General features: G+C 68.4%; 32 protein-coding genes. 26 read left to right on the top strand and 6 right to left on the bottom strand.

Annotated elements, in window-relative coordinates; genetic code table 11:
• Nucleotides 1-54: 54 nt before the first annotated feature.
• The 19 genes from CHRYSEO8AT_RS03740 (at nt 55) to CHRYSEO8AT_RS03650 (ending at nt 16,861) form a co-directional block, all read left to right on the top strand.
• A complete protein-coding gene (locus CHRYSEO8AT_RS03740; protein WP_159846441.1) occupies nt 55-573 on the top strand; it encodes a hemerythrin domain-containing protein in 519 nt (172 codons plus the stop codon).
• Nucleotides 574-597: 24 nt separating this feature from the next.
• Nucleotides 598-963 carry a hypothetical protein gene (locus CHRYSEO8AT_RS03735; RefSeq protein WP_159846438.1) on the top strand — a complete coding sequence of 122 codons (366 nt, stop codon included), beginning with the start codon at nt 598-600 and terminating at the stop codon, nt 961-963.
• A 59-nt stretch (nt 964-1,022) separates the two neighbouring features.
• A complete protein-coding gene (gene ruvC / locus CHRYSEO8AT_RS03730) occupies nt 1,023-1,541 on the top strand; it encodes a crossover junction endodeoxyribonuclease RuvC (protein WP_159846435.1) in 519 nt (172 codons plus the stop codon).
• Nucleotides 1,538-2,170: a Holliday junction branch migration protein RuvA gene (ruvA, locus tag CHRYSEO8AT_RS03725; RefSeq protein WP_159846432.1), complete on the top strand. Its 633-nt coding sequence runs from the start codon at nt 1,538-1,540 to the stop codon at nt 2,168-2,170. The genes ruvC and ruvA overlap by 4 nt, the downstream gene beginning before the upstream one ends.
• 223 nt (nt 2,171-2,393) lie before the next feature.
• On the top strand, nt 2,394-3,431 hold the full coding sequence (gene ruvB, locus CHRYSEO8AT_RS03720; RefSeq protein ID WP_159846429.1) for a Holliday junction branch migration DNA helicase RuvB: 1,038 nt from the start codon (nt 2,394-2,396) through the stop codon (nt 3,429-3,431).
• A 55-nt stretch (nt 3,432-3,486) separates the two neighbouring features.
• Nucleotides 3,487-4,953 (top strand): alpha/beta fold hydrolase, encoded by a 1,467-nt coding sequence (locus CHRYSEO8AT_RS03715; RefSeq protein WP_159846426.1) that lies wholly within the window; start codon nt 3,487-3,489, stop codon nt 4,951-4,953.
• Between the two features lie 5 nt (nt 4,954-4,958).
• Entirely contained in the window at nt 4,959-5,333 is a 375-nt protein-coding gene (locus CHRYSEO8AT_RS03710; RefSeq protein WP_159851600.1) for a hypothetical protein, read from the top strand.
• A gap of 9 nt (nt 5,334-5,342) precedes the next feature.
• The gene (gene ybgC / locus CHRYSEO8AT_RS03705; RefSeq protein WP_159846423.1) at nt 5,343-5,804 is read left to right on the top strand and encodes a tol-pal system-associated acyl-CoA thioesterase; all 462 of its coding nucleotides are present in this window, start codon (nt 5,343-5,345) and stop codon (nt 5,802-5,804) included.
• A 27-nt stretch (nt 5,805-5,831) separates the two neighbouring features.
• A complete protein-coding gene (locus tag CHRYSEO8AT_RS03700; RefSeq protein ID WP_159846420.1) occupies nt 5,832-6,263 on the top strand; it encodes a hypothetical protein in 432 nt (143 codons plus the stop codon).
• Nucleotides 6,264-6,402: 139 nt separating this feature from the next.
• A complete protein-coding gene (gene tolQ / locus CHRYSEO8AT_RS03695; RefSeq protein WP_159846417.1) occupies nt 6,403-7,155 on the top strand; it encodes a protein TolQ in 753 nt (250 codons plus the stop codon).
• Nucleotides 7,156-7,158: 3 nt separating this feature from the next.
• Nucleotides 7,159-7,614, top strand: coding sequence for an ExbD/TolR family protein (locus CHRYSEO8AT_RS03690; RefSeq protein WP_159846414.1), 456 nt, complete (start codon nt 7,159-7,161; stop codon nt 7,612-7,614).
• Between the two features lie 5 nt (nt 7,615-7,619).
• Nucleotides 7,620-8,501 carry a hypothetical protein gene (locus tag CHRYSEO8AT_RS03685; protein WP_159846411.1) on the top strand — a complete coding sequence of 294 codons (882 nt, stop codon included), beginning with the start codon at nt 7,620-7,622 and terminating at the stop codon, nt 8,499-8,501.
• Nucleotides 8,502-8,606: 105 nt separating this feature from the next.
• Nucleotides 8,607-9,989, top strand: a complete 1,383-nt coding sequence (gene tolB / locus CHRYSEO8AT_RS03680; protein WP_159846408.1) for a Tol-Pal system beta propeller repeat protein TolB — start codon at nt 8,607-8,609, stop codon at nt 9,987-9,989.
• A 144-nt stretch (nt 9,990-10,133) separates the two neighbouring features.
• Entirely contained in the window at nt 10,134-10,697 is a 564-nt protein-coding gene (pal, locus tag CHRYSEO8AT_RS03675) for a peptidoglycan-associated lipoprotein Pal (RefSeq protein WP_159846405.1), read from the top strand.
• A gap of 124 nt (nt 10,698-10,821) precedes the next feature.
• Nucleotides 10,822-11,964, top strand: a complete 1,143-nt coding sequence (locus tag CHRYSEO8AT_RS03670) for a DUF3667 domain-containing protein (RefSeq protein WP_159846402.1) — start codon at nt 10,822-10,824, stop codon at nt 11,962-11,964.
• 41 nt (nt 11,965-12,005) lie between these two features.
• Nucleotides 12,006-12,851 carry a tol-pal system YbgF family protein gene (locus tag CHRYSEO8AT_RS03665; protein WP_159846399.1) on the top strand — a complete coding sequence of 282 codons (846 nt, stop codon included), beginning with the start codon at nt 12,006-12,008 and terminating at the stop codon, nt 12,849-12,851.
• On the top strand, nt 12,842-14,086 hold the full coding sequence (gene tilS / locus CHRYSEO8AT_RS03660) for a tRNA lysidine(34) synthetase TilS (protein ID WP_201304349.1): 1,245 nt from the start codon (nt 12,842-12,844) through the stop codon (nt 14,084-14,086). Before CHRYSEO8AT_RS03665 ends, tilS begins: the two co-directional genes overlap by 10 nt.
• A gap of 86 nt (nt 14,087-14,172) precedes the next feature.
• Nucleotides 14,173-16,131 (top strand): ATP-dependent zinc metalloprotease FtsH, encoded by a 1,959-nt coding sequence (gene ftsH / locus CHRYSEO8AT_RS03655; protein WP_159846396.1) that lies wholly within the window; start codon nt 14,173-14,175, stop codon nt 16,129-16,131.
• Nucleotides 16,132-16,264: 133 nt separating this feature from the next.
• A complete protein-coding gene (locus tag CHRYSEO8AT_RS03650) occupies nt 16,265-16,861 on the top strand; it encodes a YdeI family protein (RefSeq protein ID WP_159846393.1) in 597 nt (198 codons plus the stop codon).
• A 6-nt stretch (nt 16,862-16,867) separates the two neighbouring features.
• Here CHRYSEO8AT_RS03650 and CHRYSEO8AT_RS03645 read toward each other — a convergent pair whose 3' ends face one another.
• Entirely contained in the window at nt 16,868-17,284 is a 417-nt protein-coding gene (locus CHRYSEO8AT_RS03645) for a GreA/GreB family elongation factor (protein WP_159846390.1), read from the bottom strand.
• 209 nt (nt 17,285-17,493) lie between these two features.
• On the opposite strand from CHRYSEO8AT_RS03645, the gene folP reads away from it, so the two are divergent.
• The 4 genes from folP to thiD all read left to right on the top strand — a co-directional run bounded on the left by folP (nt 17,494) and on the right by thiD (nt 19,947).
• Nucleotides 17,494-18,330, top strand: a complete 837-nt coding sequence (gene folP, locus CHRYSEO8AT_RS03640) for a dihydropteroate synthase (protein ID WP_159846387.1) — start codon at nt 17,494-17,496, stop codon at nt 18,328-18,330.
• Nucleotides 18,331-18,395: 65 nt separating this feature from the next.
• The gene (locus CHRYSEO8AT_RS03635; RefSeq protein WP_159846384.1) at nt 18,396-18,752 is read left to right on the top strand and encodes a DMT family protein; all 357 of its coding nucleotides are present in this window, start codon (nt 18,396-18,398) and stop codon (nt 18,750-18,752) included.
• A gap of 53 nt (nt 18,753-18,805) precedes the next feature.
• A complete protein-coding gene (locus tag CHRYSEO8AT_RS03630; RefSeq protein ID WP_159846381.1) occupies nt 18,806-19,150 on the top strand; it encodes a multidrug efflux SMR transporter in 345 nt (114 codons plus the stop codon).
• Nucleotides 19,147-19,947 (top strand): bifunctional hydroxymethylpyrimidine kinase/phosphomethylpyrimidine kinase, encoded by an 801-nt coding sequence (gene thiD / locus CHRYSEO8AT_RS03625; protein WP_159846378.1) that lies wholly within the window; start codon nt 19,147-19,149, stop codon nt 19,945-19,947. Before CHRYSEO8AT_RS03630 ends, thiD begins: the two co-directional genes overlap by 4 nt.
• 6 nt (nt 19,948-19,953) lie before the next feature.
• Here the strand turns inward: thiD and CHRYSEO8AT_RS03620 are convergent, their stop codons facing one another.
• On the bottom strand, nt 19,954-20,295 hold the full coding sequence (locus tag CHRYSEO8AT_RS03620; protein ID WP_159846375.1) for a VOC family protein: 342 nt from the start codon (nt 20,293-20,295) through the stop codon (nt 19,954-19,956).
• A 56-nt stretch (nt 20,296-20,351) separates the two neighbouring features.
• On the opposite strand from CHRYSEO8AT_RS03620, the gene CHRYSEO8AT_RS03615 reads away from it, so the two are divergent.
• Entirely contained in the window at nt 20,352-20,939 is a 588-nt protein-coding gene (locus tag CHRYSEO8AT_RS03615) for a nucleotidyltransferase family protein (protein WP_159846372.1), read from the top strand.
• Here the strand turns inward: CHRYSEO8AT_RS03615 and CHRYSEO8AT_RS03610 are convergent.
• On the bottom strand, nt 20,936-21,325 hold the full coding sequence (locus CHRYSEO8AT_RS03610; protein WP_159846369.1) for a DUF983 domain-containing protein: 390 nt from the start codon (nt 21,323-21,325) through the stop codon (nt 20,936-20,938). The genes CHRYSEO8AT_RS03615 and CHRYSEO8AT_RS03610 overlap by 4 nt on opposite strands.
• 144 nt (nt 21,326-21,469) lie before the next feature.
• On the opposite strand from CHRYSEO8AT_RS03610, the gene CHRYSEO8AT_RS03605 reads away from it, so the two are divergent.
• Nucleotides 21,470-24,313, top strand: coding sequence for a lipopolysaccharide assembly protein LapB (locus CHRYSEO8AT_RS03605; RefSeq protein WP_159846365.1), 2,844 nt, complete (start codon nt 21,470-21,472; stop codon nt 24,311-24,313).
• Between the two features lie 78 nt (nt 24,314-24,391).
• On the opposite strand, the gene CHRYSEO8AT_RS03600 is transcribed toward CHRYSEO8AT_RS03605, so the two are convergent.
• The 3 genes from CHRYSEO8AT_RS03600 to CHRYSEO8AT_RS03590 form a co-directional block, all read right to left on the bottom strand.
• Nucleotides 24,392-24,670, bottom strand: a complete 279-nt coding sequence (locus tag CHRYSEO8AT_RS03600) for an HU family DNA-binding protein (protein ID WP_087120554.1) — start codon at nt 24,668-24,670, stop codon at nt 24,392-24,394.
• 114 nt (nt 24,671-24,784) lie between these two features.
• Entirely contained in the window at nt 24,785-25,585 is an 801-nt protein-coding gene (fliP, locus tag CHRYSEO8AT_RS03595) for a flagellar type III secretion system pore protein FliP (protein ID WP_159846362.1), read from the bottom strand.
• Between the two features lie 179 nt (nt 25,586-25,764).
• The gene (locus CHRYSEO8AT_RS03590; protein WP_159851598.1) at nt 25,765-26,040 is read right to left on the bottom strand and encodes a flagellar biosynthetic protein FliO; all 276 of its coding nucleotides are present in this window, start codon (nt 26,038-26,040) and stop codon (nt 25,765-25,767) included.
• A 143-nt stretch (nt 26,041-26,183) separates the two neighbouring features.
• Between CHRYSEO8AT_RS03590 and flgB the strand changes: the two genes are divergently transcribed.
• Nucleotides 26,184-26,588 carry a flagellar basal body rod protein FlgB gene (gene flgB, locus CHRYSEO8AT_RS03585; protein WP_135194750.1) on the top strand — a complete coding sequence of 135 codons (405 nt, stop codon included), beginning with the start codon at nt 26,184-26,186 and terminating at the stop codon, nt 26,586-26,588.
• Nucleotides 26,589-26,598: the final 10 nt, after the last annotated feature.

Raw genomic sequence — 26,598 nt, 5'->3', positions numbered from 1 at the left:
ACCGGGCGGCGGCGCAGGCGTAACGAGGCTTCACCGTTACGCCTGGAGCGCCCCATGGACATCACCCAGCTGATCCTCGACGACCATGCCGAACAGCGCCGGCTGTTCGCGATCATCGAACAGATCGATCCCAAGGATGTGGATGCGCTGAGCGCCGTGTGGCTGAGGTTGTCGGCGTTTCTGGACGTGCATGCCGAGGCCGAGGAGCGGTTCTTCTATCCCGAGCTGCTGAAACAGGGCGAGGGCGCCAACGACGCCGAGGACGGCACGGTCGAGGGCGAGACCGAAGACGCCATCGAGGACCACAACAAGCTGCGCGATGCGGTCAAGGCGGTCGAGAAACACAAGGTGGGGACCAAGGCCTGGTTCGACGCCGTGGGCGAGGCGAACGTGGTCAACTCCAAACATATGGGCGAAGAGGAGCGGCAGGGGCTGACCGACTTCCGCATGAATGCGGATATCGAGACGCGCCATGCGCTGGCGGTCAGGTTCGCCGCCTTCGAGGCCGAGCACATCACAGGGGTCAAACCGGTGAACAAGGACCCCGAGACCTATATCGAGAAGCACGGCTGAGGCAGAGGCGGGGAGCAACGAACGATGCCGCAGGATCGCGATCCGAGGTCCGATCTGCCGGGCGCCGCCGGTCCGCCGGTGGAGGGGCGGCAGTGGGCGTGGGTGAAGGTCTGCGCCTGGGGCGGGGCGATCGTCGTGCTTCTGTGCGCCGCCGCCGTGGCGACCTGGCTGGTCTCGCGGGTGCAGACGGCGCTGGTGGATCGACCGGAGGCGTCTGCGCCTGAACGGTTGGTCGTCGAAGTCCCGCCGGTCGTTGCGCCGCCGGCGCCGGCGCCTGTGAGCGTCCCGGCAGATGTCGGGACCGTCGTTGTCGAGCAGGCGACGCCAGAGCCGCCCGCGCCTTCACCGCCGGAAACCGAGCGTCGGCGGCCCTTGCTGATGCAGCGCTGAGCGCGCCTCCCGAAACCGTTCATTGCCCGATAACCCTCTTTGCGGCATGAGGGGAACGGATGGCGAACGAACCTGTCAGAATCATCGGATTGGACCCCGGTCTGCGACGCACCGGCTGGGGGGTGATCGTGTCCGACGGCGCGCGCCTGAGGTGGGTCGCGCACGGGGTGGTGGCTCCGCCCGAGACCGCGCCGTTCAGTGAGCGGCTGCTACATCTGTTCGAGGCGCTGGGCGTGATCTGCGCCGACCACGGCTGCGAAGAGGCGGCGGTGGAAGAAGTGTTCGTCAACGTGAACCCGTCCTCGACATTGAAGCTGGGGCATGCGCGGGCGGCGGTGATGCTGGCGCCGGCAAAGCTGGGGCTGAAGGTGGCGGAATATTCGCCGAACCTGATCAAGAAGGCGGTGGTGGGCGCGGGTCATGCGGACAAGAGCCAGATCGCCTTCATGATCAAGCGGCTGTTGCCGACCGCAGGGGACGTGAAGGCGGATGCGGCGGATGCGCTGGCCGTGGCGGTCACCCATGCGCAACTGAGGAAACGGTCCTTGCTGGAAGCCATGCATCGGGGTGCGGCGTGATCGGGCGTCTGAGAGGTGTCCTAGCCGAGGTCGGGGAGGCGGAGTGCCTGATCGACTGTGCGGGCGTGGGCTATGTCGTGGCGTGCGGGGCGCGGACGCTGGGGCGGTTGCCGGCGCCGGGCGACGAGGCGACGGTGCATGTGCATTCTCAGTGGAGCGAGGACGCGGGGCCGCGCCTGTACGGATTTCTGACGCGCGACGAGCGGCGGGCCTTCACCACCCTGCTGGCCATCCAGGGGGTGGGTCCGAAGGCGGCGCTGGCGGTGCTGGACGTGTTGCCGCCGGGCGAACTGGCCGGGGCCGTGGCGCGCGAGGACAAGGCGGCCGTGGCGCGGGCAAACGGCGTGGGACCGAAACTGGCGATGCGGATCGTGACCGAGCTGAAGGGCAAGCCGCTGGGCGACATCAGTTTTGCGCCGACCGCGCCGGGGATGCATGTCGAGATCGCGCCGCCTGCGCCATCCATCACCGGCGAGGCCGTGTCGGCCCTGCTGAGCCTGGGCGTGGCCGAGGTCAATGCGCGCCGGGCCGTGGATCAGGCGCTGATCCGGCTTGAGTCGAAAAACGGGGGCGAGGAGGCCGAACTGCCGGCCGTGATCCGCGCGGCTTTGCAGGAGTTGGGGCGGTGAGGGCGGAACACTCCCCAGGTTTCGGGCCGGGTTTCGGGATGTTCGGGTTGAGCCGGGTGCGCGACGCAGCCTATGCGGACGCCCCCCCGAAACGTCAGAGTGGATTTGAAAATGAACAAGAAACTGCAGGTCGTAATCGTCTTCGCCGTCGGTCTGGTCGCCATGGTGGTAGGCTATGCGGTCCTGAAGGGGCTGTAGGCCCGTCGCGTCGGGGAGCGGTGCGATGAGCGATGACAGACTGGTCGCCGCCGACGCCGCCCCCGGCGAAGCCTATGACCGCGCCCTGCGGCCGCAGACCCTGTCCGAGTTCGTCGGGCAGTCGCAGGCCAAGGGCAATCTGAAGGTCTTCATCGACGCGGCGCGGGGGCGGGCCGAGGCGCTGGACCATGTGCTGCTGTTCGGGCCGCCGGGGCTGGGCAAGACGACGCTGGCGCAGATCGTGGCGCGCGAGCTGGGCGTAGGGTTCCGGGCCACTTCCGGTCCGATCCTGGCCAAGGCCGGCGATCTGGCGGCGATCCTGACCAATCTTGAGCCGCGCGACGTCCTGTTCATCGACGAGATCCACCGACTGAGCCCCAACGTCGAAGAAATCCTGTATCCGGCCATGGAGGACCATGTGCTGGACCTGATCATCGGCGAGGGGCCGTCGGCGCGGTCGGTGCGGATCGACCTGGCGCCGTTCACGCTGGTGGGCGCGACGACGCGGGCGGGGCTGCTGGCCACGCCGTTGCGGGACCGGTTCGGGATCCCGCTTCGGCTGGAGTTCTATTCGGCCGACGAACTGACGGCGGTGGTGCGCGGCACGGCGCGCAAGATGGGCGCGGCCATCGACGAGGCGGGCGCGCGCGAGATCGCGTCGCGGGCGCGGGGCACGCCCCGGATCGCCGGGCGGCTGCTGCGCCGCGTGCGGGACTTTGCGTCCGCCGAAGGGGCCGAGACGATCTCGAAACTGGTGGCGGCGCGGGCGCTGGCGCGGCTGGAGGTGGACGAGGCCGGGCTGGACAGTCTGGACCGGCGGTTCCTGAGGGCGCTGATCGAGAACTATGGCGGGGGGCCGGTCGGGATGGACACGTTGGCCGCTGCGATCGCCGAGGCGCGCGACGCGGTCGAGGACGTGATCGAACCCTATCTGCTGCAACAGGGCTTCATCATGCGTACCCCGCGCGGACGCGTCGCCTGCGCCAAGGCCTATGCCCATTTGGGGCTGAGCGCGCCGCCGCCGCCCACGGCCGGTCCCGTGCCGGGCGACCTGTTCGAATAGGCGGTTGCCAAGCGGGGCGGGCGGGGGTTTGCTGGGGGCGAACCGGAGCCGTCCCATGATCCTGCGCACCCTGGCTGTCCTGGCGGTCATGTCCGGCCTGACGGTGTTGGCTCCGCCCGCGAAGGCGGCGGCGCCGGTGTTCACCGACAAACCCTGTCCGAGCGACTGGCCGACGGGTCTGCGCGAGGTGCGGTGCGGGATATTGACGGTAGACGAGGCGCGCGATGGCAGCATCAGCGACCGGCGCATCGACATCGCCGTCGTGATCGTCAAGGCCAGCGCGCCGTTCAAGGACGCCTCGGGTCAGGTTCTGCCGCCGATCGTGATGTTCCATGGCGGGCCGGGCGGGGATCTGACGCCCGGCGTCGGGCGGATGCTTCAGGCTCTGACGCGCAGGCCGGACGCCTTCGCCGTGGATCAGGACGTGATCCTGTTCGATCAACGCGGGGGCGGGGCGAGCAAGCCGTCGATGGACTGTCCAGGGGTGCAACTGACCGATGCGGGGCCGCCGTCCGATGCGGATCGCGACGGGCTGATCGCCTGTCTGAAGGGGTATCAGGCGCAGGGCGTCGATCTGAACCAGTACAACGCGGCCGCCATCGCCGACGACGTGAAGGACATGGCCCAGGCGCTGGGCCTGTCGAAGATCGACCTGTGGGGCGGATCGTACGGGCCGCGCATCGAGGCCGCCGTCATCACCCACCAGCCCCAGATCGTGCGCGCCGCCGTGATGGACAGCCCGTGGCCGCCCGAGGGGAACTGGGCCGTCGGCACGCCGGAACAGGTGTCGGCGGCGGTGAAGATCATCCTGGCCAAATGTACGGCGCAAGTCGCGTGCGTGGCGCAGCATCCCGACCTTCAGGCGCGGTTCGAGGTCGAGGCGCGCAAATGGATGGCGGGGCCGGTGACGGGCAAGGACGGGCGGACGTTCAACGTTGACGACCTTTCGGCCTTTCTGATGGACACGACCTATAGCGCCACGGGGGTGCGGCGCCTGCCGGTCGATCTGGAGAAGATCATCGCCGGCGACCTGAGCCCTGTCGCCGAGATCGCCGAAGACCGGACCTATTATTTCGAGGGCCAGCACATGGCGCACCTGTGCAAGGAAGAGCTGCCGTTCGAATCCAAGGCGCGGCTGGCGGCCGGGGCTGCGGGTGATCCGGTGGCGGAGGTTCTGGTCCCGTCGCTGTCGCGGCTGTTCGACGTCTGTGCGGCGGTGGGCGAGCGGCCGGCCAAGCCGATCGAGAACCTGCCGGTCCAGACCGACATCCCGACCCTGTTCGTCGCCGCCGAGATCGATCCGGGCTGTCCGCCGCCCCTGACCGAGGCCGCCGCCAAGGGCTATTCCCGCAGCCAGGTGGTGATCGTGACCAACGCCACCCACGGCGTGATCAACGCCAGCCCCTGCACGCGAAAGATGGCGCGCGACTTCCTGCGTGATCCGTCACAGCCGGTGGATCGCAGCTGCCTGCCGGCCGCCGATACGCCACTGGACTTCACCCTGGATGCACCCGCCGCATGAGGATGATGCCGCATCGCAGCCCGCGACAGCGGTGGACGATGATCGCGGCGGCGGTCGTGCTGGCCCTTTGCGCCATTGGGGCGTGGCTCGCGATGCGGCCGGCGAACACGCCCTCGCCCGAGCCGGCCTCGACGCGGGTTACGCGCCAGATCCGCATCCAGGCGGGCGCCGGCGCCGAGCTGCGCTATGCTGAGGCAGGACAGAGGCGGGCGGTGTGCGGCTATATGGGGCGGGTCGCAGGCGGGCCGGCGGTGGGCTTCGTGTCGATCCCCAACCGCATCCTGTTCAGCGACGATCCCCTGCCGACCGAGTTTCGCGAGATGCGTCAGCGCTATTGCCCCGGCTTTTTGGAGCGGCCCAAGCCGTCTCCTGTGCGCTAGACTGAGGCCATGAGCATCGACCAACCCACCGCCGGCCGTTTCGAGGGGCGCGACCACCTGTTGCCGGTGCGCGTCTATTACGAGGACACCGATTTCACCGGCCTGGTCTATCACGCCAACTATGTGCGCTATTTCGAGCGGGGGCGGTCCGACTTCCTCCGCGCCATCGGGGTGGGGCATGCCGACCTGCTGGAAGAGGCCGAGCCGCTGGCCTTCGTCGTGTCGGAGATGAACATCAAATACCTGAAGCCCGCGCGGATCGACGACGCCCTGGTGGTGCGCACGATCTACGAAAGCGTGAAGGGGGTGCGGCTGATCATCCGCCAGAGCGTGGAGCGGGCGGGCGAGGTGCTGTGCCGCGCCGAGGTGACGGCGGTGTGCATTCATCTGGACGGCCGGCCACGGCGACCTTCGAAGGGGCTGGTCGAGAAGGTGACCCCGTGGCTGGCGGCGAGCCAGGCCGCCGATTAGGATCGCGTGAACGCGGGGAGAAACGTCATGGCCACAGAAACCTACAAGATGTCCACCAGCGCGGTGATCGTCACGGTCCTGCTGTTCCTGCTGCTGGTCGGCGGCGGGCTGGTGGGCTGTCCCTATTACAAGGTCTGGGAACGCAAGATGGCGGGCCAGGCCGAGCTGCAATACCAGCAGGGCGCGCGTCAGGCCCTGATCGCGCAAGCGGCCGCTGAAGACGAGGCGGCGATCAAACGGGCCGAGGCGGCGACGCGCCGGGTGCTGGGCTGGACCGATGCGGCCAAACGCGGCTGCGCCGAACTGGGCCGCCCCGGAGATCGTCTGTGCGAAGAGCAGCTTCTGCGCGACGCCGCCACCTATTCCATCGCCAAGGAAGGCCACGAGGGCGTGATCATCAGCGTCGGGGCGCCTGTGGCGGTCGCGGTCGATCCGAGCCGCAGATCGGGCGCGGAATAACCTCCTGTTAACCCTTATGACGCGCCTGTCAGATGACGGGCGGTCGGGTCGGAGCTAAACGGGCCGGACGCCACACAATGGTCACGTCCGCTGGGTCGAAGAGGACGTGAACCCACTCGATTCCGCCCGGAGCGCCTGAATGACAATGCCCGTCGACGCCTCGATGATGAACCCCGTCGAGCTGTTCATGACCGCCGACTGGGTGGTGAAGACGGTGATGATCGGGCTGGCGGCGGCCTCGATATGGTCGTGGACCATCATCATCGACAAGGCGGTGCGGTTCACGGCGCTGAACAGACAGGCCGACGACTTCGAAAAGGCGGTCCAGTCGGGCCGGTCCCTGGAGGACGTGGCGGCCCAGGCCGGGCCGGCGCCGGACCACGCCCTGCCACGCATGCTGGTGATCGCCCTGTCGGACTGGCGCGAGGCGCGTCAGCGCGGGGCGCTGAACGAACACCAGGGCGACCTGCTGATGACGCGCATCGACCGGGCGATGAACAGCCTGATCACGCGCGAGAGCCAGCGGATCGAGAACGGTCTGGGCGTACTGTCGGTCGTGGCGACGGCCTCGCCCTTCATCGGCCTGTTCGGCACGGTGTGGGGCATCATGAATGCGTTCGGCCGTATCGCGGCGGCGGGCAACACCAATCTGACGACCGTGGCGCCGGCCATTGCGGAAGCTTTGTTCGCCACGGCCATCGGCCTGGCGGCGGCCATCCCGGCCTATATCGCCTACAACAAGTTCTCGATCGACGCGGGCAAGTTCTCGAACCGGCTGGAGGCGTTCGCCGACGACCTGCAGGCCGCCGTGGCGCGCCGTCTGGGCAGCCCCTCGGCCCCGCCGCCTCCGCCCGTGGCGTCCAGCGATCTCAGCCTGAAGCGGGGCGGCTGAGCCATGGCCCTGGGCGGTGGTTCGAGCGGCGGCGGCGGGCGTCGCGGACGGCGGGGGCGTAAAGGGCCTCTGACCGAGATCAACGTCACGCCCCTGGTGGACGTGATGCTGGTGCTGCTGATCATCTTCATGATCTCGGCGCCCCTGCTGACCGTCGGGGTGCCGGTGGAACTGCCCAAGACCGAGGCCAGTGCGGTCGAGATCAAGTCGGAACCCCTGTCGGTCAGCATCGACCAGCAGGGCGCCATCTTCGTCGGCGACAGCGAAACCGCCTTCGACGAGTTGTCGGCGCGCTTGCAGACCGAGGCCGGCGGCGCGGACAAGGCGTCGGAGCGGCCGGTGTTCGTGCGGGCAGACGGGCGCGCGCCCTATCAGGCGGTGGCGCGTGTGATGGCGCGGCTGAGCGCGTCCGGCTTCACCAAGCTGAACCTGATCACCGACACGGCGCCGGAGGCCTGAGCCCCTTGCGTCGTCCGAGCCCCGCGATCCTCGGATCCCTCGCCCTGCACGCCGGGGTGATCGCGCTCGCCTTCGTGACGTTCTCGCACAAGGTGGACGAGGAGGAGACGCCGCTGGTCGCCTCGGTGCCGGTGACCATCGTCTCGGAAGAGGTGATCCAGGCGGCGCCCGCCGACAATCCGCAGCCCGAACCCTCGCCCGACGACGCCGCGACCGCGCCGGTGCAGCAGCCCGATCCCGTGCCGCCCACACCCCAGCCGACGCCGCCTCAGCCTGCGCCGCGTCCCACGCCGACGCCCCCTCGACCCACGCCTCCGCGTCCCGCGCCGACGCCTACCCCGACACCGACGCCCACGCCGCGTCCGACCCCGCCGCGTCCGACGCCCCCTCGGCCCCAGCCGCCTACGCCCACGCCGCCGACCAAGGCCCCGACCAATCCGCGCCCGGCGACGCCTGCGCCCGCCCGCCCGGCGCCGCAACGCCCCGAGCCGAGCCTGGATTTGGACGCCTTGGCCGGGCCCACGCGCCCGACGAACAATCGCGGACGACCGGCGACGGGGCAGACGGGCGCGGGAACGGCCGGCCGAGCGACAGGTCCGCAACTGGCCGCCCTGGGCGCCCAGGTCACGCCGAACTGGAACCTGAACTGCGACCTGCCGGGCATGGATTCGTTGGTGATCCGCGTGACGGTGCGGCTGACCGCCGACGGTCAGATCGTCGGCACGCCCCGGCTGGAACAGCCGCGCAGCGATGCGACCGGCAGGGCCGCGTCCGACGCCATGTTGCGCGCGCTTCGCGCCACCGCCCCCTTCAATGTACCGGCAGGCTTCCAGGCTCAGGAAGTGCCGTTCCGCTTCGAAACTGCGCGCCAATGCGGAAATCGCTAGGGCGTCGGTCCGAAAATAAGCCCCAATCGCCATGAAGCGTGGCGAAACCGATACGACCTGCCGATAAGGGTCGAACGTGTCTCTGGACTACCGAGGGAAACAAGCATGCGACTGAACCTTCTTATGGCCTCCGCCGCCGTCATCGTGACGGCCGGCGCTCTGGTGCAAAGCTCCGTCCAGGCGCAGGCGGCGATGCCTGCCGCCTCGGGCCAGACCCAGGATGTCGTGGTCGATCAGGGCGTGCTGCGGCCGCTTCAGATCGCGGTCGTGCCGTTTGCGGGGACGCACGGGTCGGACATTTCCAGCGTGGTCAGCAGCAATCTGAAACGGTCGGGGTTCTTCGAGCCGTTGAATCCGTCCAGCTTCATCGAGACCGGCCTGACGCTGGCCAATGCGCCGAACTTTCCGCAGTGGACCCAGATCGGGGCGCAGGCGGTGCTGTACGGCGGGGTGACGACGCGGGGCGACGGGCGGCTGGACGTGGGTTTCCGCCTGTATGATCCGTATCGCCAGTGCCAGCTGGTCAGCTATCAGTTCACCGCGACCCAGGAACAATGGCGCCGGATCGCGCACAAGATTTCCGACGTCATCTATCAGCGGATGACGGGCGAGAGCGGCTTCTTCGATTCCCGTGTGATCTTCGTGTCCGAAGAGGGCACGCAGCTGAACCGGATCAACCGCCTGACCATCGCCGATCAGGACGGGTTCAACCCGACCTATCTGACGCAGGGCGACGAGGTGATCATGTCGCCGCGCTTTTCCTTGTCGCAGCCGGACGAGATCACCTATGTGGCGCTGGGCAAGGATTACAGCCGCATCTACCTGTACAATCTGACGACTGGCCGGCGCGAGAGCCTGGGCGAGTTCGACGGTCAGGTGCTGGCGCCGCGCTTCTCCAACGACGGCAACAAGATCGCGTTTTCGATCATCCGGGGCGGCAATACCGACGTCTATGTGATGGACCTGAGAAGCCGTCAGATCACGCGCCTGACCAACGATCCAGGCATCGACACCTCGCCCTCGTTCAGCCCGGACGGCAGCCAGATCGTCTTCACCTCGGACCGTTCGGGGTCGGCGCGCCTGTATGTCATGCGCGCGGACGGATCGGGCCAGCGGCCGATCTCGCGCGGGGGCGGCCTGTATACGGCGCCGTCGTGGAGCCCGACCGGCAATCTGATCGCCTTCACCAAACAGGGTGGCGGCCAGTTCTCGACCGGCGTGATGAACGCCGACGGTTCGGGCGAGCGCATCCTGTCGTCCAGCTATTTCGAGGAAGGCCCGAACTGGGCGCCGAACGGTCGATACGTGATGTTCGCGCGCCAGACGCGCGGCGGCGATACCCGTCTGTGGACCGTGGACCTGTCGGGTCGGGTGGTGTCGCAGGCTGGCTATAACGGGCGCGGCACTGACCCCGCCTGGTCGCCGCTGCTGGACCGCCCGCCGACCAATCTCGGGTTCGGCCAGGGCGCCGAAAGCTGCCCGGCCTGAGCCGCCCCATCCCGATCACGTCGGAGCCTTAAAGCTCAACTGTGCGTTATCGCCTCTGGCGCCGAAAAATCGCCCAAGGCAGACAGTAACGCCAAGCTTGAGGACCGCCGCCTCGCATAAGAAACACCGTCAGGAGACGACCCCATGAAGACTTCCCGCATTCTGAAGCTGGCGATGGTGGGCTGCGCCGTCGCCGCCATGGCCGCCTGCACCCGCAAGCCCCCCGTCGAGACCGGCGTGCCCGGTCCCAACGACGGCACGACGCAACCGACGGGTCCGGCCTATCCGACCGCCCCGACCGGCCCCGTCACCGGCGGGAACATGGGCTCGGCCGCGCCGGGCACCGAACAGGACTTCGTCGTCAACGTCGGCGACCGCATCTATTTCGACCTCGATTCCTATGAGGTCCGTCCCGAGGCCATGCCGCGCTTGGACGCCCAGGCGCAGTGGCTGCAACGCTATCCGTCGGTGACGATCCGCATCGAAGGCAATGCCGACGAACGCGGCACGCGCGAATACAACCTCGCGCTCGGCGCCCGCCGCGCTGAATCGGTTCGCACCTATCTGATCAACCGCGGCATTCCGGCGGGCCGGATCGACACCATCAGCTTCGGCAAGGAGCGGCCGATCGCGGAAGGGTCGAGCGAGGATTCGTTCGCGCGCAACCGCAACGCCCACACCGCCATCGTGTCGGGCGCACCGCGCTAAACACCGGCTGAACGGCTGATATCGAGAGAGGCGTCGGCGCAGGCCGGCGCCTCTTTTCGTTTCGGCGCTTGTCCTGAGGACGGACGGGCGGCAAGAACACCGCTTGGCGTTGGGGGATGACCATATGGATATCGAAGGGGCGGGCGGCGTCGTCACGGGCGGCCTGGTCGCAGGCGCGATCGAGAAGCCGACGGGCAAGGCGGGCGAGGTCCACGCCCACGGCGTCTGTTCCGACTGTGGCGCCCCGACCAGCGGCAATTTCTGCGCCAACTGCGGCCAGCCGACCCATGTCCACCGCACCCTGCTGCACCTGGGCGAAGAGCTGTTGCACGGGGTCATGCATTTCGACGCCCGCATCTGGCGCACCCTGCCGCTGCTGTGGCTGAACCCCGGCCGGCTGACGCGCGAATGGGTCGAGGGCAAGCGGTCGCGCTATGTCTCGCCGCTGGCGATCTTCCTGTTCACCCTGTTCGTGATGTTCTTCGCGCTCAGCTTCATGCCGCACCCGGAATCCAAGACCGGCGAGGGGGCGGACATGCAGCAGCGGATCGCCGCTCAGCGCGAAAACCTGACGGAGGCCGAAACGGCCCTGGCCCAGGTGCGCGCCGACAGCGGCGCTCAGCCCGATGGAGCGACGCAGATGGCGCTGAACGCCGGTCAGAAACTGGTCGAGGATCGGCGCGAGGCGCTGACGCGGCTGGAGGCCGAAGAGCGTAATGGCCGCGCCGATGGGCTGAAGCCCGGAAGCTGGCAGGCCAGCATCAAGGACATGGCGACCGGCGATAGCGGTGAGACCAAGTTGAGGGTCATGGGCCAGGACGCGAACAAGGAAGGCCACGGTGTGGGCGCTACGGTGCTGAAGAAGCTGCAGAACCCGGACCTGGCGCTCTACAAGTTGCAGCAGACAATGTACAAGTTCGCCTTCCTGCTGGTGCCGCTGTCGATCCCGTTCGTGGCCCTGCTGTTCCTGTGGAAGCGCGGGTTCACCCTGTACGATCACGGGGTCTATGTCCTGTATTCGCTGACCTTCATGGCCATGCTGCTGATGTTGATGGTGCTGTCGGCGACGCTGGCGGGGTGGCTGGGTCAGATCGTCATCGCGCTTGGGGTGCTGGCCGTGCCGGTGCATATGTTCGCCCAGATGAAGGGCGCCTATTCGCTGTCCTGGTTCTCGGCGCTGTGGCGGACGACGGCGTTGTTGATGTTCTGCAACATCGTGGTGGGCCTGTTCGTCACGGCCATCGTCTATCTGGGCCTGGGGCATTAGCTCGGCCTTGCGGCGGCCCCAAATCGGTGAAAGCTAGAAGTATGACCAAGCTCTCGATCTCTCGTGTTCACCTTCTCGCCGCCGCCGCCCTCGGGGTAGTCCTGATCGGCGGCGGCGCCGTCGCGCAACAGGCCCAGCCCAACATCATGGAGCGGACCGAGTGGGACAATCGCCGCCTGGACCAGCTGGACCGCAATGTGCGCCGGCTGGAACGTGCTTTGACCCAGAGGAACGCCGCCGGTCAGCCCGTTCTGGTCGAGCCGGACCCCGAGGTGGTGACCCTGCAAGGGCAGTTCGCCCTGATGGATCGTCGGCTGGGCGACCTGGAGGCCACGGTGCGCCGGATCAACGGCGACAACGAGCGGCTGACGTTCCAACTGGACGAGGCCACGCGCGATAACCAGGCCCTGAAAACCCGCCTGATAGACGCCGAGACCCGTCTGCAGAAGCTGGAGACGGCGGCCGAGCTGAATGCGCCGATCGAGGCGACCTCGCCGACCGGGGATGCGACGCGGGATCTGGCGGCGGCTGTGGCGCTGTTGTCCAGCGACCGTCCGCGCGGCGAGCGGGCGCTGGAGACGGTGATCGCGGCCTGGCCCGATACGCCGCAGTCGCGCGAGGCGAACTCGCGCCTGGGCGACCTGCGGGTCGCGGCCAACGACAAGGCGGGGGCGGTGCCCTATTACGCCGCCGCGCTGAAGGACTGGCCGCGCATCGGCTGGGCGGCGGATACGACGCTGAAACTGGCCGACGCCCTGTTCGCGACACAGAGGAAGCCGCAGGGCTGCGCCGCCCTGGGCGAGTTCACGCGCCGCTATGCGCCCGCCGCCTCTGACCCGCAGAAGGCGCGGGCGGCCCAGTTGAAGACCACGGGCGGGTGCGCCTGACGCCCGACGATGATCTGACGGCGCGAGCGTTCGCGCGGCTGGATTTGCGACTGACGCGAGAGACGGGGCGGCCGGTGGCGCTGGCCCTGTCGGGAGGCGGGGATTCCGTCGCCCTGTTGCGACTGGCGACCGATTGGGCGCGTGCGCGCGGACGGTCGATGCTAGCGCTGACGGTGGATCACCGTTTGAACCCCGACAGCGGCGGATGGACGGCCTTCGCGGGCGAGGCCGCGCGGGCGGCGGGCGCGGACTGGCGTGGGCTGAGCTGGGATGGGGACAAGCCGAAGACCGGTCTGACGGCGGCGGCGCGGGCGGCGCGGCATGCGCTGATCGCGGACGCGGCGCGCGAGGCGGGGGCGCGGGTCATCCTGTTCGCCCATACCGCCGACGACATCGCCGAGGCCGATCTGATGCGAAGCGAAGGCTCGACACTGGGGCGGGTGCGCGAATGGTCGCCGTCGCCGGCCTGGCCGCAGGGGCGCGGGCTGATGCTGTTGCGGCCCCTGCTGGGCGAGCGGCGGGCGGTTTTGCGGGCTTGGCTGGCCGGGCAGGGGGCGGACTGGATCGAGGATCCCGCCAACGCCGATCCCAGGTTCGGCCGCAGCCGTGCGCGGCAGGCGCTGGCGGGGGCGGTTCCAGAGGCACCGGATGCGGTGCGGGTCGGCGCGGGCGGGCGTCCGGCGATGGACGGCGAGGCGATGGCAAGCGTGGCCCGCGACATCGGGGCGCGGGCGCTGGCGGCGGCCCTGGTCTGCGTCGGCGGCGGGGCGACGCCGCCGCGTGGGGCGCGGTTGCAGGCTCTGACGGCGCGGCTGAAAGCGGGCGAGGATTTCGCCGCGACCCTGTGCGGCGCGCGGATCGAGGCGGCCGGCGACGCGGTGCGGGTCATGCGCGAGGCTGGCGAACTGGGGCGGCGGGGGACAGCGCCGCTGGTGCTGACGCCCGGCGTCGAGGCGGTGTGGGACGGGCGGTTCGCCTTTTTTACCGAGCAGGCGGGCTGGTCGGTCGTGGCGGCGTGGGGGCGGTTGGCGGGCCTGTCGGATGCCGACCGAACCGAGATAAATCGCCTGCCGGCGGCGACGCGCGGGGCCTGGCCTGTGTTGATCAGGGACGGGGCTCTGGCGCCGGTTCTTGCAGGCGAAGGGGTCGAACGGCGCGCGCTTGTCGCGGAACGGCTCAGGCTGGCGCTGGACGAAACGACGCACGAAGACGACCTGATTTCCGCCACCCGATAGCGTAACGCTGATTAAGCTCCTATTTTCCCAGACAGACACATCCAGACCGTCGACCCATCCGGGTTCGCGGACGACCGAGGACCTCAATGAACCTGCGTAATCTGGCGATCACCGGCGTGATCATCCTGGCGCTTCTGGCGGGCTATGCTGCCCTGTCCCAGGGCGGGGCCATGAACGGCGTGGCGGGCCAGCCGGCCGGCGGCAAACCCGAAGTGATGAGCTATTCCACATTGGTGCAGCGGGTGAACGCCGGCGACGTCAAGCAGGTCACCATCCGCCTGGACAAGGTGACCGGCGAACTGAAGAGCGGCGAACGCTTCACCTCCACCACCGTCTATCCCAACGAGCAGCTGGTGGCCCAGATGCTGGCGGCCAACGTCGAGATCGACGCCAAGTCGGGCGGCCAGTCGATCTGGATGAGCCTGCTGCTGGGCATCCTGCCGATCGCGCTGCTGATCGGGGTGTGGATCTTCTTCATGCGCCAGATGCAGGGCGGGGCGAAGGGCGCCATGGGCTTCGGCAAGTCCAAGGCCAAGCTGCTGACCGAGCACAAGGGTCGCAAGACCTTCGACGACGTCGCCGGCGTGGACGAGGCCAAGGACGAACTTCAGGAAGTCGTCGACTTCCTGAAGGATCCGGGCAAGTTCCAGCGCCTGGGCGGCAAAATCCCCAAAGGCGCGCTGCTGGTCGGCCCTCCCGGCACCGGCAAGACGCTGCTGGCCCGTGCGGTCGCAGGCGAGGCGGGCGTGCCCTTCTTCTCGATCTCGGGTTCGGACTTCGTCGAGATGTTCGTGGGCGTCGGCGCCAGCCGCGTGCGCGACATGTTCGAACAGGCCAAGAAGAATGCGCCGTGCATCATCTTCATCGATGAGATCGACGCCGTCGGTCGCCATCGCGGCGCCGGCCTGGGCGGCGGCAATGATGAGCGCGAACAGACGCTGAACCAGCTGCTGGTCGAGATGGACGGCTTCGAGGCGTCCGAGAACATCATCCTGATCGCCGCCACCAACCGTCCCGACGTGCTGGATCCGGCCCTGCTGCGTCCCGGTCGTTTCGACCGCCAGGTGGTGGTGCCGAACCCCGACGTCTCGGGTCGCGAACGCATCCTGCGCGTCCACATGAAGGACGTGCCTTTGGCCGCCGACGTCAACACCAAGACCATCGCGCGCGGCACGCCCGGCTTCTCGGGCGCCGACCTGGCCAACCTGGTCAACGAGGCGGCTCTGACGGCGGCCCGCAAGGACCGTCGCATGGTTACCCAGCGCGACTTCGAGGACGCCAAGGACAAGGTGCTGATGGGCGCCGAGCGTCGTTCCATGGCCATGAACGAGGAAGAAAAGCGCCTGACCGCCTATCACGAGGCCGGTCACGCCATCGTCGCCATGAACGTCAAGATGGCCGACCCTGTGCACAAGGCGACCATCGTTCCGCGCGGTCGCGCCCTGGGCATGGTGATGCAGTTGCCGGAAGGCGACCGCTATTCGATGAAATACCAGCAGATGATCGACCGGATCGCCATCATGGCCGGCGGGCGCGTGGCCGAGGAGCTGATCTTCGGCAAGGAGAACATCACCTCGGGCGCGTCGTCGGACATCGAACAGGCGACCAAACTGGCCCGCGCCATGGTCACCCGCTGGGGCTTCTCCGAGAAGCTGGGCACGGTAGCCTACGGCGAGAACCAGGAAGAGGTCTTCCTGGGTCACTCGGTCGCCCGCAGCCAGAACGTTTCGGAAGAGACGGCCCGCACCATCGACGAGGAAGTGCGTCGCCTGGTCGCCTCGGGCTGGGACGAGGCGCGCACCATCCTGACCACCAAGGCCGATCACCACGAGAAGCTGTCGCAGGCCCTGTTGGAATACGAGACGCTGTCGGGCGAGGAGATCAAGGACCTGCTGGAGAAGGGCGTCGCGCCGAACCGCGACGAGAACAACTTCCCCAATGCCGGGCCTTCGGTCTCGGTGCCGGTGACGCCGGTGTCGGACGGAACCGACATCGAGGTCCCGGTCGCCGCGCCGGCCGCGACCAGCGTGCCGACGGTTCACTGAACCGAGGTTCAGGTTGAAATGAAGAGGCCCGCCGGGAGAGCGATCTCCCGGCGGGTTTTTCTTTGCCTGCGACCCGCTTTGCGTCAGATCGGTCTGCGAAGCGAGCTGATGCCGAACGTGAGAGGGAGGACGAATGGCGCCCATGGTGGTGGATCCGGCGAAGGTGCGGGCGTTCGCGGACAAGGACGGCTTTCACGCCTGGCTGGGCCAGAACCATGACCGTGAGACGGAGCTGTGGATCCGTATCTACAAGGTGAAGTCGGGCGTGGCCTCGATCACCTGGGCCGAGGCGGTGGACGTGATCCTTTGTTGGGGCTGGATCGACGGGGTGCGCAAGAGCCTGGACGAGGTCAGCTTTTTGCAGCGCGTCTCGCCGCGCGGCAAGAAGAGCGTCTGGAGCCAGATCAACGTCGCCAATGTGGCCCGTCTGATCGACGAGGGGCGGATGACCGAACACGGACTGAAGCACGTCGAGGCGGCCAGGGCGGACGGACGCTGGGACGCCGCCCATCGGGTCAAGGACGCCGCCGCGCCCGACGACCTGATGGCGGCCATCGACGCGCAGCCGCAGGCGCGGGCGACGTTCGACATCCTGACGGCCCAGAACCGGTTCGCCCTGATCTATCGCACCCAAGCGCCCAAGACCCCGGCCGGGCGCGCCAAGGCCATCGCGCGCCTGGTCGAGATGCTGAAACGGGGTGAGACGCCCCATCCGCAGAAGCGTCCCTGACCGGCGTCAGTCCTGAGACAGGTCCTCGGGGTCTTCGACCATGACCGGCGTCAGGCTGCGCTCGGCGCCCGAGGGGTCGGTCCAGGCGATGGTGTGGCCTTCCACCAGGCCGATCAGGCCTGCGCCGACGTGGGACAGGACCGAGACCTTGCCGGCGTCGATGTCGGCCTGATGCGGCAGGACGATCTGGATACGGCGCGGCTCGGGCGAGCGGCTGTCGATGTAATGCAGCCAGCGGTGCAGCGGCGCGGCGCCGGAGGGGCGGTCGCCGGGCGCGCAGACGATGGCGCGCTCAAGCTCTTGCTGCAGCAGTCCGGCGACGCCCTCGCCGGGCATGTCGCCGACGAGGCGGGACAGGGCGTCGAAGTCGTTGTCGCTGAGGAAGATGTCGGGACGGGCGGATGTGGCGGAGGCGGGGGTCATGGCGGGTCTTTCGCTGGATGGCGAACGCCGCGCGCGCGGTCATGCCACGGCGCAGGGCGTTGGAAGTTTTCAAGGGGTGGATCGATGCCCGGAACGGGGCGAAGGGCGCGCGGCCGTTCCGGGTCAGTCGCCTGCGACGAGGCGTCCTGCGTAAGAAAGGCGTCGAGCCTGGCTGACGGGCTGAGTGATCACGGCTAGAGGCTGGTCCCATGGCCCATGAAAGTCAAACCGCGCGGACGGCCGCCTTGTCGCAGGTGATGGGGATCGTCAACGTGACGCCCGACAGCTTCTCGGACGGGGGGCGGTGGGCCTCGACGCAAGGCGCGGTGGATCGGGCCATGCGGTTGGTCGCCGAAGGGGCGGACGTGCTGGACATCGGCGGCGAGAGCACGCGGCCGGGCGCCGAGCCGGTGGGCGAGGCCGAGGAGATCGACCGGGTCGCGCCGGTGATCGCTGCGGTTCGCGCGCGGTGGGGCGGGATGATCAGCGTCGACACGATGAAGCCCGGTGTGGCCCGCGCCGCCGTCGCGGCCGGGGCGACGATGTGGAACGACGTGACGGCGCTGGGTCATGCGCTGGACAGTTTGGCCGTCGCGGCCGAGTTGGGATGCGACGTCGTGATGATGCATATGAAGGGCGAGCCGCGCACGATGCAGGCGGACCCGCGATATGACGACGTGGTGGCGGAGGTGCGGGACTATTTGCGCGGGCGGGCCGAGGCGGCGATGGCGGCGGGGGTGGCGCGCGAGCGGATCTGGCTGGATCCGGGCATCGGCTTCGGCAAGACCCTGGCGCACAATATGGTGCTGACGGCGGGCCTGGGCGCGCTGGTCGATCTGGGGTTCCCGGTGCTGTACGCCGCCAGCCGCAAGCGCACGATCCAGGCCATAGATCCGACGGCGGTCGAGGCGACCGATCGGCTGGGCGGGTCGCTGGCGCTTGCGCTGGAAGGGGCGCGGCGCGGGGCGCGGATGGTGCGGGTCCACGACGTGCGCGAGACGGTGCAGGCGCTGAAGGTTCAGGCTGCGGTGATGGCGGCGGGTTGAAGCCCCGCGACGGACGGTCGCAGCCGGTGTAGAGGCGACGACAGCAACAACCTCGGTCTGCCGCCATGAACCTCGGTTCCTACATCGCCCCCATCGTCATGCTGGCCCTGTCGAACGTCTTCATGACCTTCGCCTGGTACGGGCATCTGAAGTTCGAGCACAGGCCGCTGTGGCTGTTGGTCATGGCCAGCTGGGGCATCGCCTTCTTCGAATACTGGCTGGCGGTGCCGGCCAACCGCATCGGCATCCACGTCTATTCGCCGGCCGAGCTGAAGACGATGCAGGAGGTGATCACCCTGTTGGTCTTCGCCGGGTTCTCGGTGCTGTATCTGGGCGAGAAGCTGACGGTGAACCACCTGGTCGGGTTCGCCTTCATCGGCCTGGGCGCCTTCTTCATCTTCAAGGGGCCGCTCGGGGCCTGATCGCGGCTTGCTCTCGGCTTGATCGGGGCGGCGGCCTGTTCCATTTGGTCGTCATGTCCTGGGTGATGTCGATCAATCCGTGGGCGACGCTGGTCGTCGCCGGTCTGCTGGAGGTCCTGTGGGCCTCGGGTCTCAAGAACGTGGGCGTCAGCCGGCCGTGGACCTCGCTGGGGGTGCTGGTCGCGCTGGCGGGCAGCATGGTCCTGTTGTGGGTCGCCACGCAGAAGCTGCCGATCGGCACGGCCTATGCGGTGTGGACCGGCATCGGGGCGGTGGGCGCGGCCGTGGTGGGCATCCTGGTCTATGGCGAGCCGGCGACGGCGGTGCGGGCGGTGTGCATCCTGCTGATCGTGGCGGGCATCGTCGGGCTGAAACTGTTTTCGGGAGCGGCGGCATGAGTGCGCTTTATCAGGGGCGGGTGCTGATCCTGGCGGGGTCCGACTCGGGCGGCGGGGCGGGCATCCAGGCCGACATCAAGGCCGTGACGATGATGGGCGGGTTCGCCGCCACCGCCATCACGGCCATCACGGTGCAGAACACATTGGGGGTTCACGGTGTCTATCCGTTGCCGCTGGATCTGATCGCCGCCCAGGCGCGGGCGGTGCTGGAGGACATCGGGACCGACGCCTTCAAGACCGGCATGCTGGGTTCGGTCGAGGTGGTCGAGACGGTCGCGGCCCTGCTGGACGAGGCCGACGCCCCGGCCGTGGTCGATCCCGTCATGGTGGCCAAGGGCGGCCATCCGCTGTTGCCCGATGCGGCGGTCGAGGCGGTGAAGTCGCTGATGATCCCGCGCGCCGCCCTGCTGACGCCCAATGCGCCAGAGGCCGAGGCCCTGACGGGGTTTTCGGTCCATGATCTGGACGGCCAGAGGCGCGCGGGCGAGGCCCTGCTGGGCATGGGCGCGCGGGCGGTGCTGATGAAGGGCGGGCATGTGTCGGGGCCGACGGTGATCGACCTGTTGATGACCGGCGACGGCGAGACGGTGCTGGAGGCCGAACGGATCGACACCCGCCACACCCACGGCACCGGCTGCACCCTGGCGAGTGCCTGTGCGGCCGGGCTGGCGCTGGGACGGCCGCTGGAGGTCGCGGTGGCGGAGGCCTGGGCCTATGTCGGCGAGGCGATCCGCCGCGCGCCAGGCCTGGGCGGTGGCCACGGGCCGCTGGATCACGGTTGGCCGGTGCGGGGATAGGTTGTCTCAACCTGGATGGGGGTGTGCAAGAACAACCAGGTTTCCGTCCGGATCGCGCAGCCGCATGATGTCCGTGTAGTCGGCGGTCTCGATCCCTGGCATGGACAGACCCGCCGTTTCCAGGCGCGCCCTTTCCGCTTCGAGATCGTCGACCATCAAGGTCAAGGTTCCGCGACCGGCGTCTTCGGGTTTCTGGAAAAGTTGAAAACCGCCATCACCGCAGTCCCATTCCTGAAGGCCAGTCATCGGCGCACGGTCGGCGGGCCTGCCGAAGATCGTGGCGAACCACGTCGCGCTGTCGCCGAGATCGGCGCAGGACAAGTTGGCGTAGACTTTTGAGATCGGCATCCGCATCTCCCATTTTTGGTTTTTCCCTGAACGGCTCCGGCGGCTAAGGGATGCCGATGCGCTGCGATTCTTCCGAGCTGACCAACCGTCTGACCGACATCGTCCGCTCCGACGCCGGGCTGATGCATGTGCTGACGACGGTGCGGGCGCTGGACCTGCCGGATTGGCGGCTGGTGTCGGGGGCGGTCTATCAGGCGGTGTGGAACGCGCGGACGGGGCGGCCGGCGGGGTACGGAATCAAGGACTACGACCTGGCCTATTTCGACGGATCGGACCTGTCCTACGACGCCGAGGACGTCGTCATCAAACGCGTCGCCGCCGCCTTCGACGCGCCGTTCCGCAGCCAGGTCGAGGTGCGCAACCAGGCGCGGGTGCATCTGTGGTTCCAGGATCGGTTCGGCGAACCCTATGAGGCGCTGGGATCGACGGACGAAGCCCTGGGGCGGTTCGTGGCGCCGACCTTCGCAGTCGGGGTGCGGCTGGAGGCGGACGATGCGATCAGCGTCGTCGCGCCGTTCGGCCTGGACGACGTGTTCGCGATGACGATCCGGCCCAATCCCAACCGGCCGCTGGCCAGGGGGTGGGCGAAGACTGTCGAGAACGCACGGGCGCGCTGGCCCGAGCTGACGGTGATCGAACCCTAGAAGGGGCCGTGCTTGCCGTTCGAGGAGAACTCCGGCGGGGCGGCCTTGTGGATGTATTGTTCGGCGACCAGCCAGGCCTTGAAGGGGCGCAGGCAGCCCAGGCACATGGCGATCAGGATCGGCAGGGTGACCACCAGATGGACCCAGATCGGCGGGTGAACGGTGAAGTCGAACACCATCAGCAAGATCATGCCGATGATCCCCACCGCCGACATGACGAAGAAGGCCGGGCCGTCCGCCGGGTCGGCGAAGGCGTAGCTGAGGCCGCATTCGGGGCAGTCGGTCTGGAGCGTCAGATAGCCCTTGAACAGCGGACCCTTGCCACAGCGGGGGCAACGACAGGCCAGGCCGGTCTTGAGGGTGCTGAGGCGGGGATAGTCGGTCATGGGGCTAATATGGGCGTTTGAGATGACGTTGTCGCGTGGACCGGTTGTCCTAGCGGGCGACGAAAGAAAGGCGGTTATCCGTAGAACTACGGTGAACGGCGGTTAACCGCGATTAAAGGCCTTGTGGGGCATGGGTCGGGAGATATGTCCGGGGCCTCGCCGACCAAGCGCATGCTGAAGACGACTGTGGCCGCCGCCACGGCGGGCGCCGTCGTGTTTGCGCCCATGGCGCCGCTGGCCCAGGAAGTCGGCCGGTCGCGCGACCCGCTGTCGATCAGCATCGGCCAGAACGACACCTTCACCCGCGTCGAATTCGGCGGCGTCATCGGGGTGCGCTCGCGCATCAGCCGCGAGGGCGACAAGGTGGTGGTGCGGATGGGCACGACCGCCGCGCCCGACGTGTCGCGCCTGAGGGTCGATCCGCCCGCCGGGGTGAAGTCGGTCGAGACCCGCATGGCGCGGGCGGGCGGCACGGACCTGATCCTGACGCTGGAGGAGGGGGCGGACGCCCGTTCCGGCGTCGCGGACGGGGCGGTGTGGCTGAACCTCTATGCGCCGGGCAAGGCGCCGCAGGGGGCGGATGCGGCCAAGCCTGAAACCACCAAGGCCGTGGTGCCGGTGCGGGCCGAATCCAGCGAACAGAAGACCGTCCTGACCTTCGACTGGGGCGCGCCCGTGGGGGCCGCCGTCTTCCGTCGGGGCGATGCGGTGTGGATCGTGTTCGACACGGCCGCACGCATGGACATGACCGGGGCCAAGGCCCTGGGGCCGGCCAAGGACGCGCACTGGGCGGCGGGGCCGGGCTATACCGCCATGCGGATCGCGGCGCCGGAAGGTCTGGGCGTTTCGGCCCAGGGCCAGGGCGGAACCTGGACCGTGACCATCGGCGGGGTCCAGTCGGCGGTCGAGGGGGTCGATGTCGGCCGATCCGACGACGGCGCGCCGGTGCTGGTCGCGCAGATGGCCGGGGCGACCAAGACGATCTGGCTGACCGATCCCTTGGTCGGGGACCGATTCGCGGCGGTGACGGCGCTGGCGCCCGGCAAGGGGTATGCGGGGGGACGCCGCACGGTCGATCTGACCTTGATCCCGACGGCCCAAGGCCTGGCGGTCGAGACCGGGGCCGACGATCTGAAGATCGAGGCGGCGGGCGATCTGGTGACGCTGAGCCGGCCCAACGGGCTGGCGCTGTCGGCGCCGACGGCGGGGCTGGAGACCGGCGACCATGCGGCTGATGCGCCCAAGCGGGCGGCCTATCCGGCCCTGATCGACGAGACCTGGGCGACGACGGGCGAGGCGGGGTTTTCGGATCGGTATCGCCGGCTGCAGGACGCGGCGGGGCTGGAGACGATCGCGGCGAGCGACAATCCCCGCGCACCGATCGAGGCGCGGATGGCGCTGGCGCGGTTCCTGGTCGGGTCGGGCCTGAACTATGAGGCCATCGGCGTGCTGAACGCCCTGATCGCCAAGGCGCCCAATCTGCAGGGCGAGCCGGAAGTGCGGGGCCTGCGCGGCGTGGCGCGCGTCGGCATCGGACGGCTGGAAGAGGCCCAGGTCGATTTCTCGGGCGCGTCGCTGACCAACGATCCGGCGACCAAGGTTTGGCTGGGCTATATCGCCTCGGAGATGGGCGACTGGGAGGGGGCGCGGAGGAACTTCGCCGCCGGGGCCTCGGTCATCGACAGCTTCCCCAAGGAATGGCGCGCGCGGTTCGGCGCGGCCCACGCCATGGCGGCCATCCAGTTGAACGACCTGCCTGCCGCCCAGCAGTTGCTGGCCTATGTGTTCAGCCAGGACGCGCCGGCCGTCGATCAGTTGACGGCGCGGCTGGTGCAGGCGCGGATGTTCGACCTGAACGGCGACAAGGACCGGGCGCTGGCGGTCTACAAGGCCGTGGCGCGCGCGCCGCTGGACGGGATCGCGACGCCGGCGAAACTGGGCGCCATCAGTCTGGAGCTGGACAAGGGCGCGATCACGCCGGATCAGGCGACGGCGCAGCTGGAACAGCTGAAATGGCGCTGGCGCGGGGATGCGACCGAGATGGCGGTCGTGCGCAAGCTGTCGGGCATCTATCTGCAACAGGGACGATACCGCGAGGCGCTGGACGCCCTGCGCGGGGCGGGCAAGCGGATGGCGGGCGTGCCGGGCGCGGCCGAGGTCCAGGCCGATCAATCCAACGCCTTCCGCGCCCTGTTCCTGGAAGGGGCGGCGGACGGGTTGCAGCCGGTGCAGGCGCTGGCCCTGTTCTATGATTTCCGCGAGCTGACGCCCATCGGGGCCGACGGGGACGAGATGGTGCGCCGCCTGTCGCGCCGCCTGATCGACGTCGACCTGCTGGACCAGGCCGCCGAACTGCTGAAACACCAGGTGGACGAGCGTCTGGACGGCGTGGCCAAGGCCCAGGTCGCCACCAACCTGGCCACCGTCTATCTGATGGATCGCCAGCCGGAGAAGGCGTTGCAGGCCATCTGGGGCTCGCGCACCACCCTGTTGCCCAATGCGATGAACAGCGAGCGCCGGGCGCTGGAGGCCCGCGCCCTGATGGACCTGGGCCGGTTCGATCATGCGCAGGAGGTGCTGGACCGTGACCAGTCGAACCCGGCGCGCGAGGTGCGGGCCGACATCTTCTGGAAGCAGCAGAAATGGGTCGATGCGGCGCCGGTCTATGAGGCGCGGCTGGGCGAACGCTACAAGACGGCGGGGGCGCTGACGCCGGCCGAGGAAAGCTGGCTGATCCGGGCGGGCGTGGGCTATTCGCTGAGCGGCGACCGGGCGGCGCTGCAACGACTGAATGCGCGCTATGCGCCCTACGTCGCCGGTGCGCGATCCGCAGCGGCGCTTCGTGTGGCCCTGGACGACAATCTGTCGGGCGTGGCGGGGGCCAGCGACTTCGCCAACCTGTCCAGCCAGGCGGACACCTTCGTCGGCTGGGTCAACAGCGCCAAACAGGCGTTCAGAAAAGAAGCCGACGCCAAGGCCGCCGCCTGAAATTGAAACGGGCGGAGATCGCATCGCGACCCCCGCCCGTCTTGCATCGTCGATCCCGCCTGGCGGGACCGAAAAGGCTTAGCCGTTGACGGCGTCCTTCAGCGGCTTGGAGACGCGGAAGCGCACGGCCTTGGAGGCGGCGATCTTGATGGTCGCGCCGGTAGCCGGGTTGCGGCCTTCGCGCTCGGCGCGGGCGGCGGTGTCGAAGACGCCCAGGTTCGAGATGCGGATGTCGCCGCCCGACTTCAGGGTCGAGTGGATGTTTTCGACGATGGCGGTCAGCACCTTGCCGGCGTCGGCCTGCGAGACACCGGCGTCTTTGGCGACGGCGGCGATCAGTTCGGCTTGAGTGGTCATAAGAAGCGTTTCCAGTGTTAGTCGCCCGATTCAGGGCGAGGACCGGGGGATCAACACGGATTTTGATTAGCTTTGCAAGCGCCTATGACGCGGAAAGCCATATGGGGCGGGGGATTATCCGGTACCGGACGCCCGCTGGAAGCTCTCGACCAGGCTTCCGGCGACCAGTCGCCAGCCGTCCACCAGCACGAAGAAGATCAACTTGAACGGTAGGGAGACCACTACCGGAGGCAGCATCATCATACCCATGGACATCAGCACGCTGGCCACCACCAGATCGATCACAAGGAACGGAACGAAAAGGAGAAATCCGATTTCGAACGCCTTCTTCAACTCGCTGATCATGAAGGCCGGCGTGACCACCCGCAGCGGCAGGTCCTGAACGTTCTGGGGCGGCTCGATCTTGCTGAGGCGGGTGAACAGGGCGAGGTCGCCGCGGTCCACCTGGGCCAGCATGAAGGTTTTCACAGGTTCGGACGCCTGATCGAAGGCCTGGGGCAGTTCGATCTGCTGATCCAGCAGCGGACGGATGCCCGAATCATAGGCGTCCTGCCAGGTCGGGGCCATGACGATGGCGGAAAGGAATAGCGACAGGGACACCAGGACGGCGTTCGGCGGCGACTGCTGAAGGCCGAGCGCCGTGCGCAGCAGCGACAGGACCACAATGATCCGCACGAAGCTGGTGGTCATGATGACGATGGACGGGGCCAGCGACAGCACGGTCATCAGACCGACCAGCTGGACCACCCGCTGGGTCAGGCCGGCGCCGGTGCCCAGGTCGATGTTGAGCGCCGAACCGCTCTGCGCCGCCTGTTGCGCCAGGGCCGCGACGGGCCAGGCCAGGCAGACCAGTGTGGTGAACAGCGACAGCAGGGCCGCGCGTTTCAGCTCGGCGCCCGTGGGAGTGGCGAACACCTTCTCCCTCCCCCTGCGGGGGAGGGTGGCCGAGCGGAGCGAGGTCGGGTGGGGAGGGCAAGGCGACGCCCCACCGATCTTTCCTGTATCCAGCAGTGCGGCCTTGCCAAGCCGCCCCCACCCCGTCGCTGCGCGACGACCCTCCCCGGAGCGGGGAGGGGGACGGGTGTTACGGCCGCTCATTTGTCGGACCCCTGCTGGCGCGGCTCGATCAGTTCGCGGCCTTCGCCCAGCAGGATCAGCCGTTCCTCGTCATCGACGCGGACCAGGACCAGGCGGCGGGCGGGGTCCAGGACCAGGGTCTCGACCACCTGAAGCCGGCGGGCGCCGCGTTCGGCGCTGAGCTTGGCCATGAGCTGGGGCGCATAGCGACGCGCGGCCCAAGCCACGATCCCGATCAGGCCGAGGGTGAAGGCCAGGCCGAAGACCGCCCGGACGAGATCGAGGAAATTCATACGCTGCAAGGCCCCGCGCAGTCGGCGCTTAGGGGACAACTGTTAACCACCACGGTTAACGAGGCGTTGAGATAAGGGGTTATTAACCATGGAGGCGGCATTTTCTGCCGATCGCGCGCATCCGCGTCGCACGGGAGATCGCCATGGGCGTCGCCGACATACCACTGCTGGGGCAGATCAAGGGCCGGCTGGGCTGGCTGGACGAGCGCCAGCGGGTGATCGCCGAGAACGTCGCCAACGCCGATACGCCCGGCTTCGTCGGTCGCGACCTGAAGCAGCCGACCGACTTCGCCGCCGCCATGCGGTCGGGCGGGGGGCTGCAGATGGTGCGCACCAACGCCGCCCATATCGCGCCGGCAGGGTCGCCGGTGCGGTTCGATCCGACCAAGTCGCCCGATTCCGAGACCACGCTGGACGGCAACTCGGTCGTGGTCGAGGAGCAGATGCTGAAGATGGCCGAGAGCCGCATGGCCTATGACGCCGCCATCGGCTTCTACCAGAAATCCATGTCCATGATCCGCATGGCCGCCAAGCGGCCCGGCGGCTGAGCCCGTGGCT

The sequence above is a fragment of the Brevundimonas sp. G8 genome (assembly GCF_902506205.1).
GTDB lineage: Bacteria > Pseudomonadota > Alphaproteobacteria > Caulobacterales > Caulobacteraceae > Brevundimonas.
Note: the sequence above shows the minus strand (reverse complement) of the source record. Positions and strands in the feature narration are given on the sequence as shown.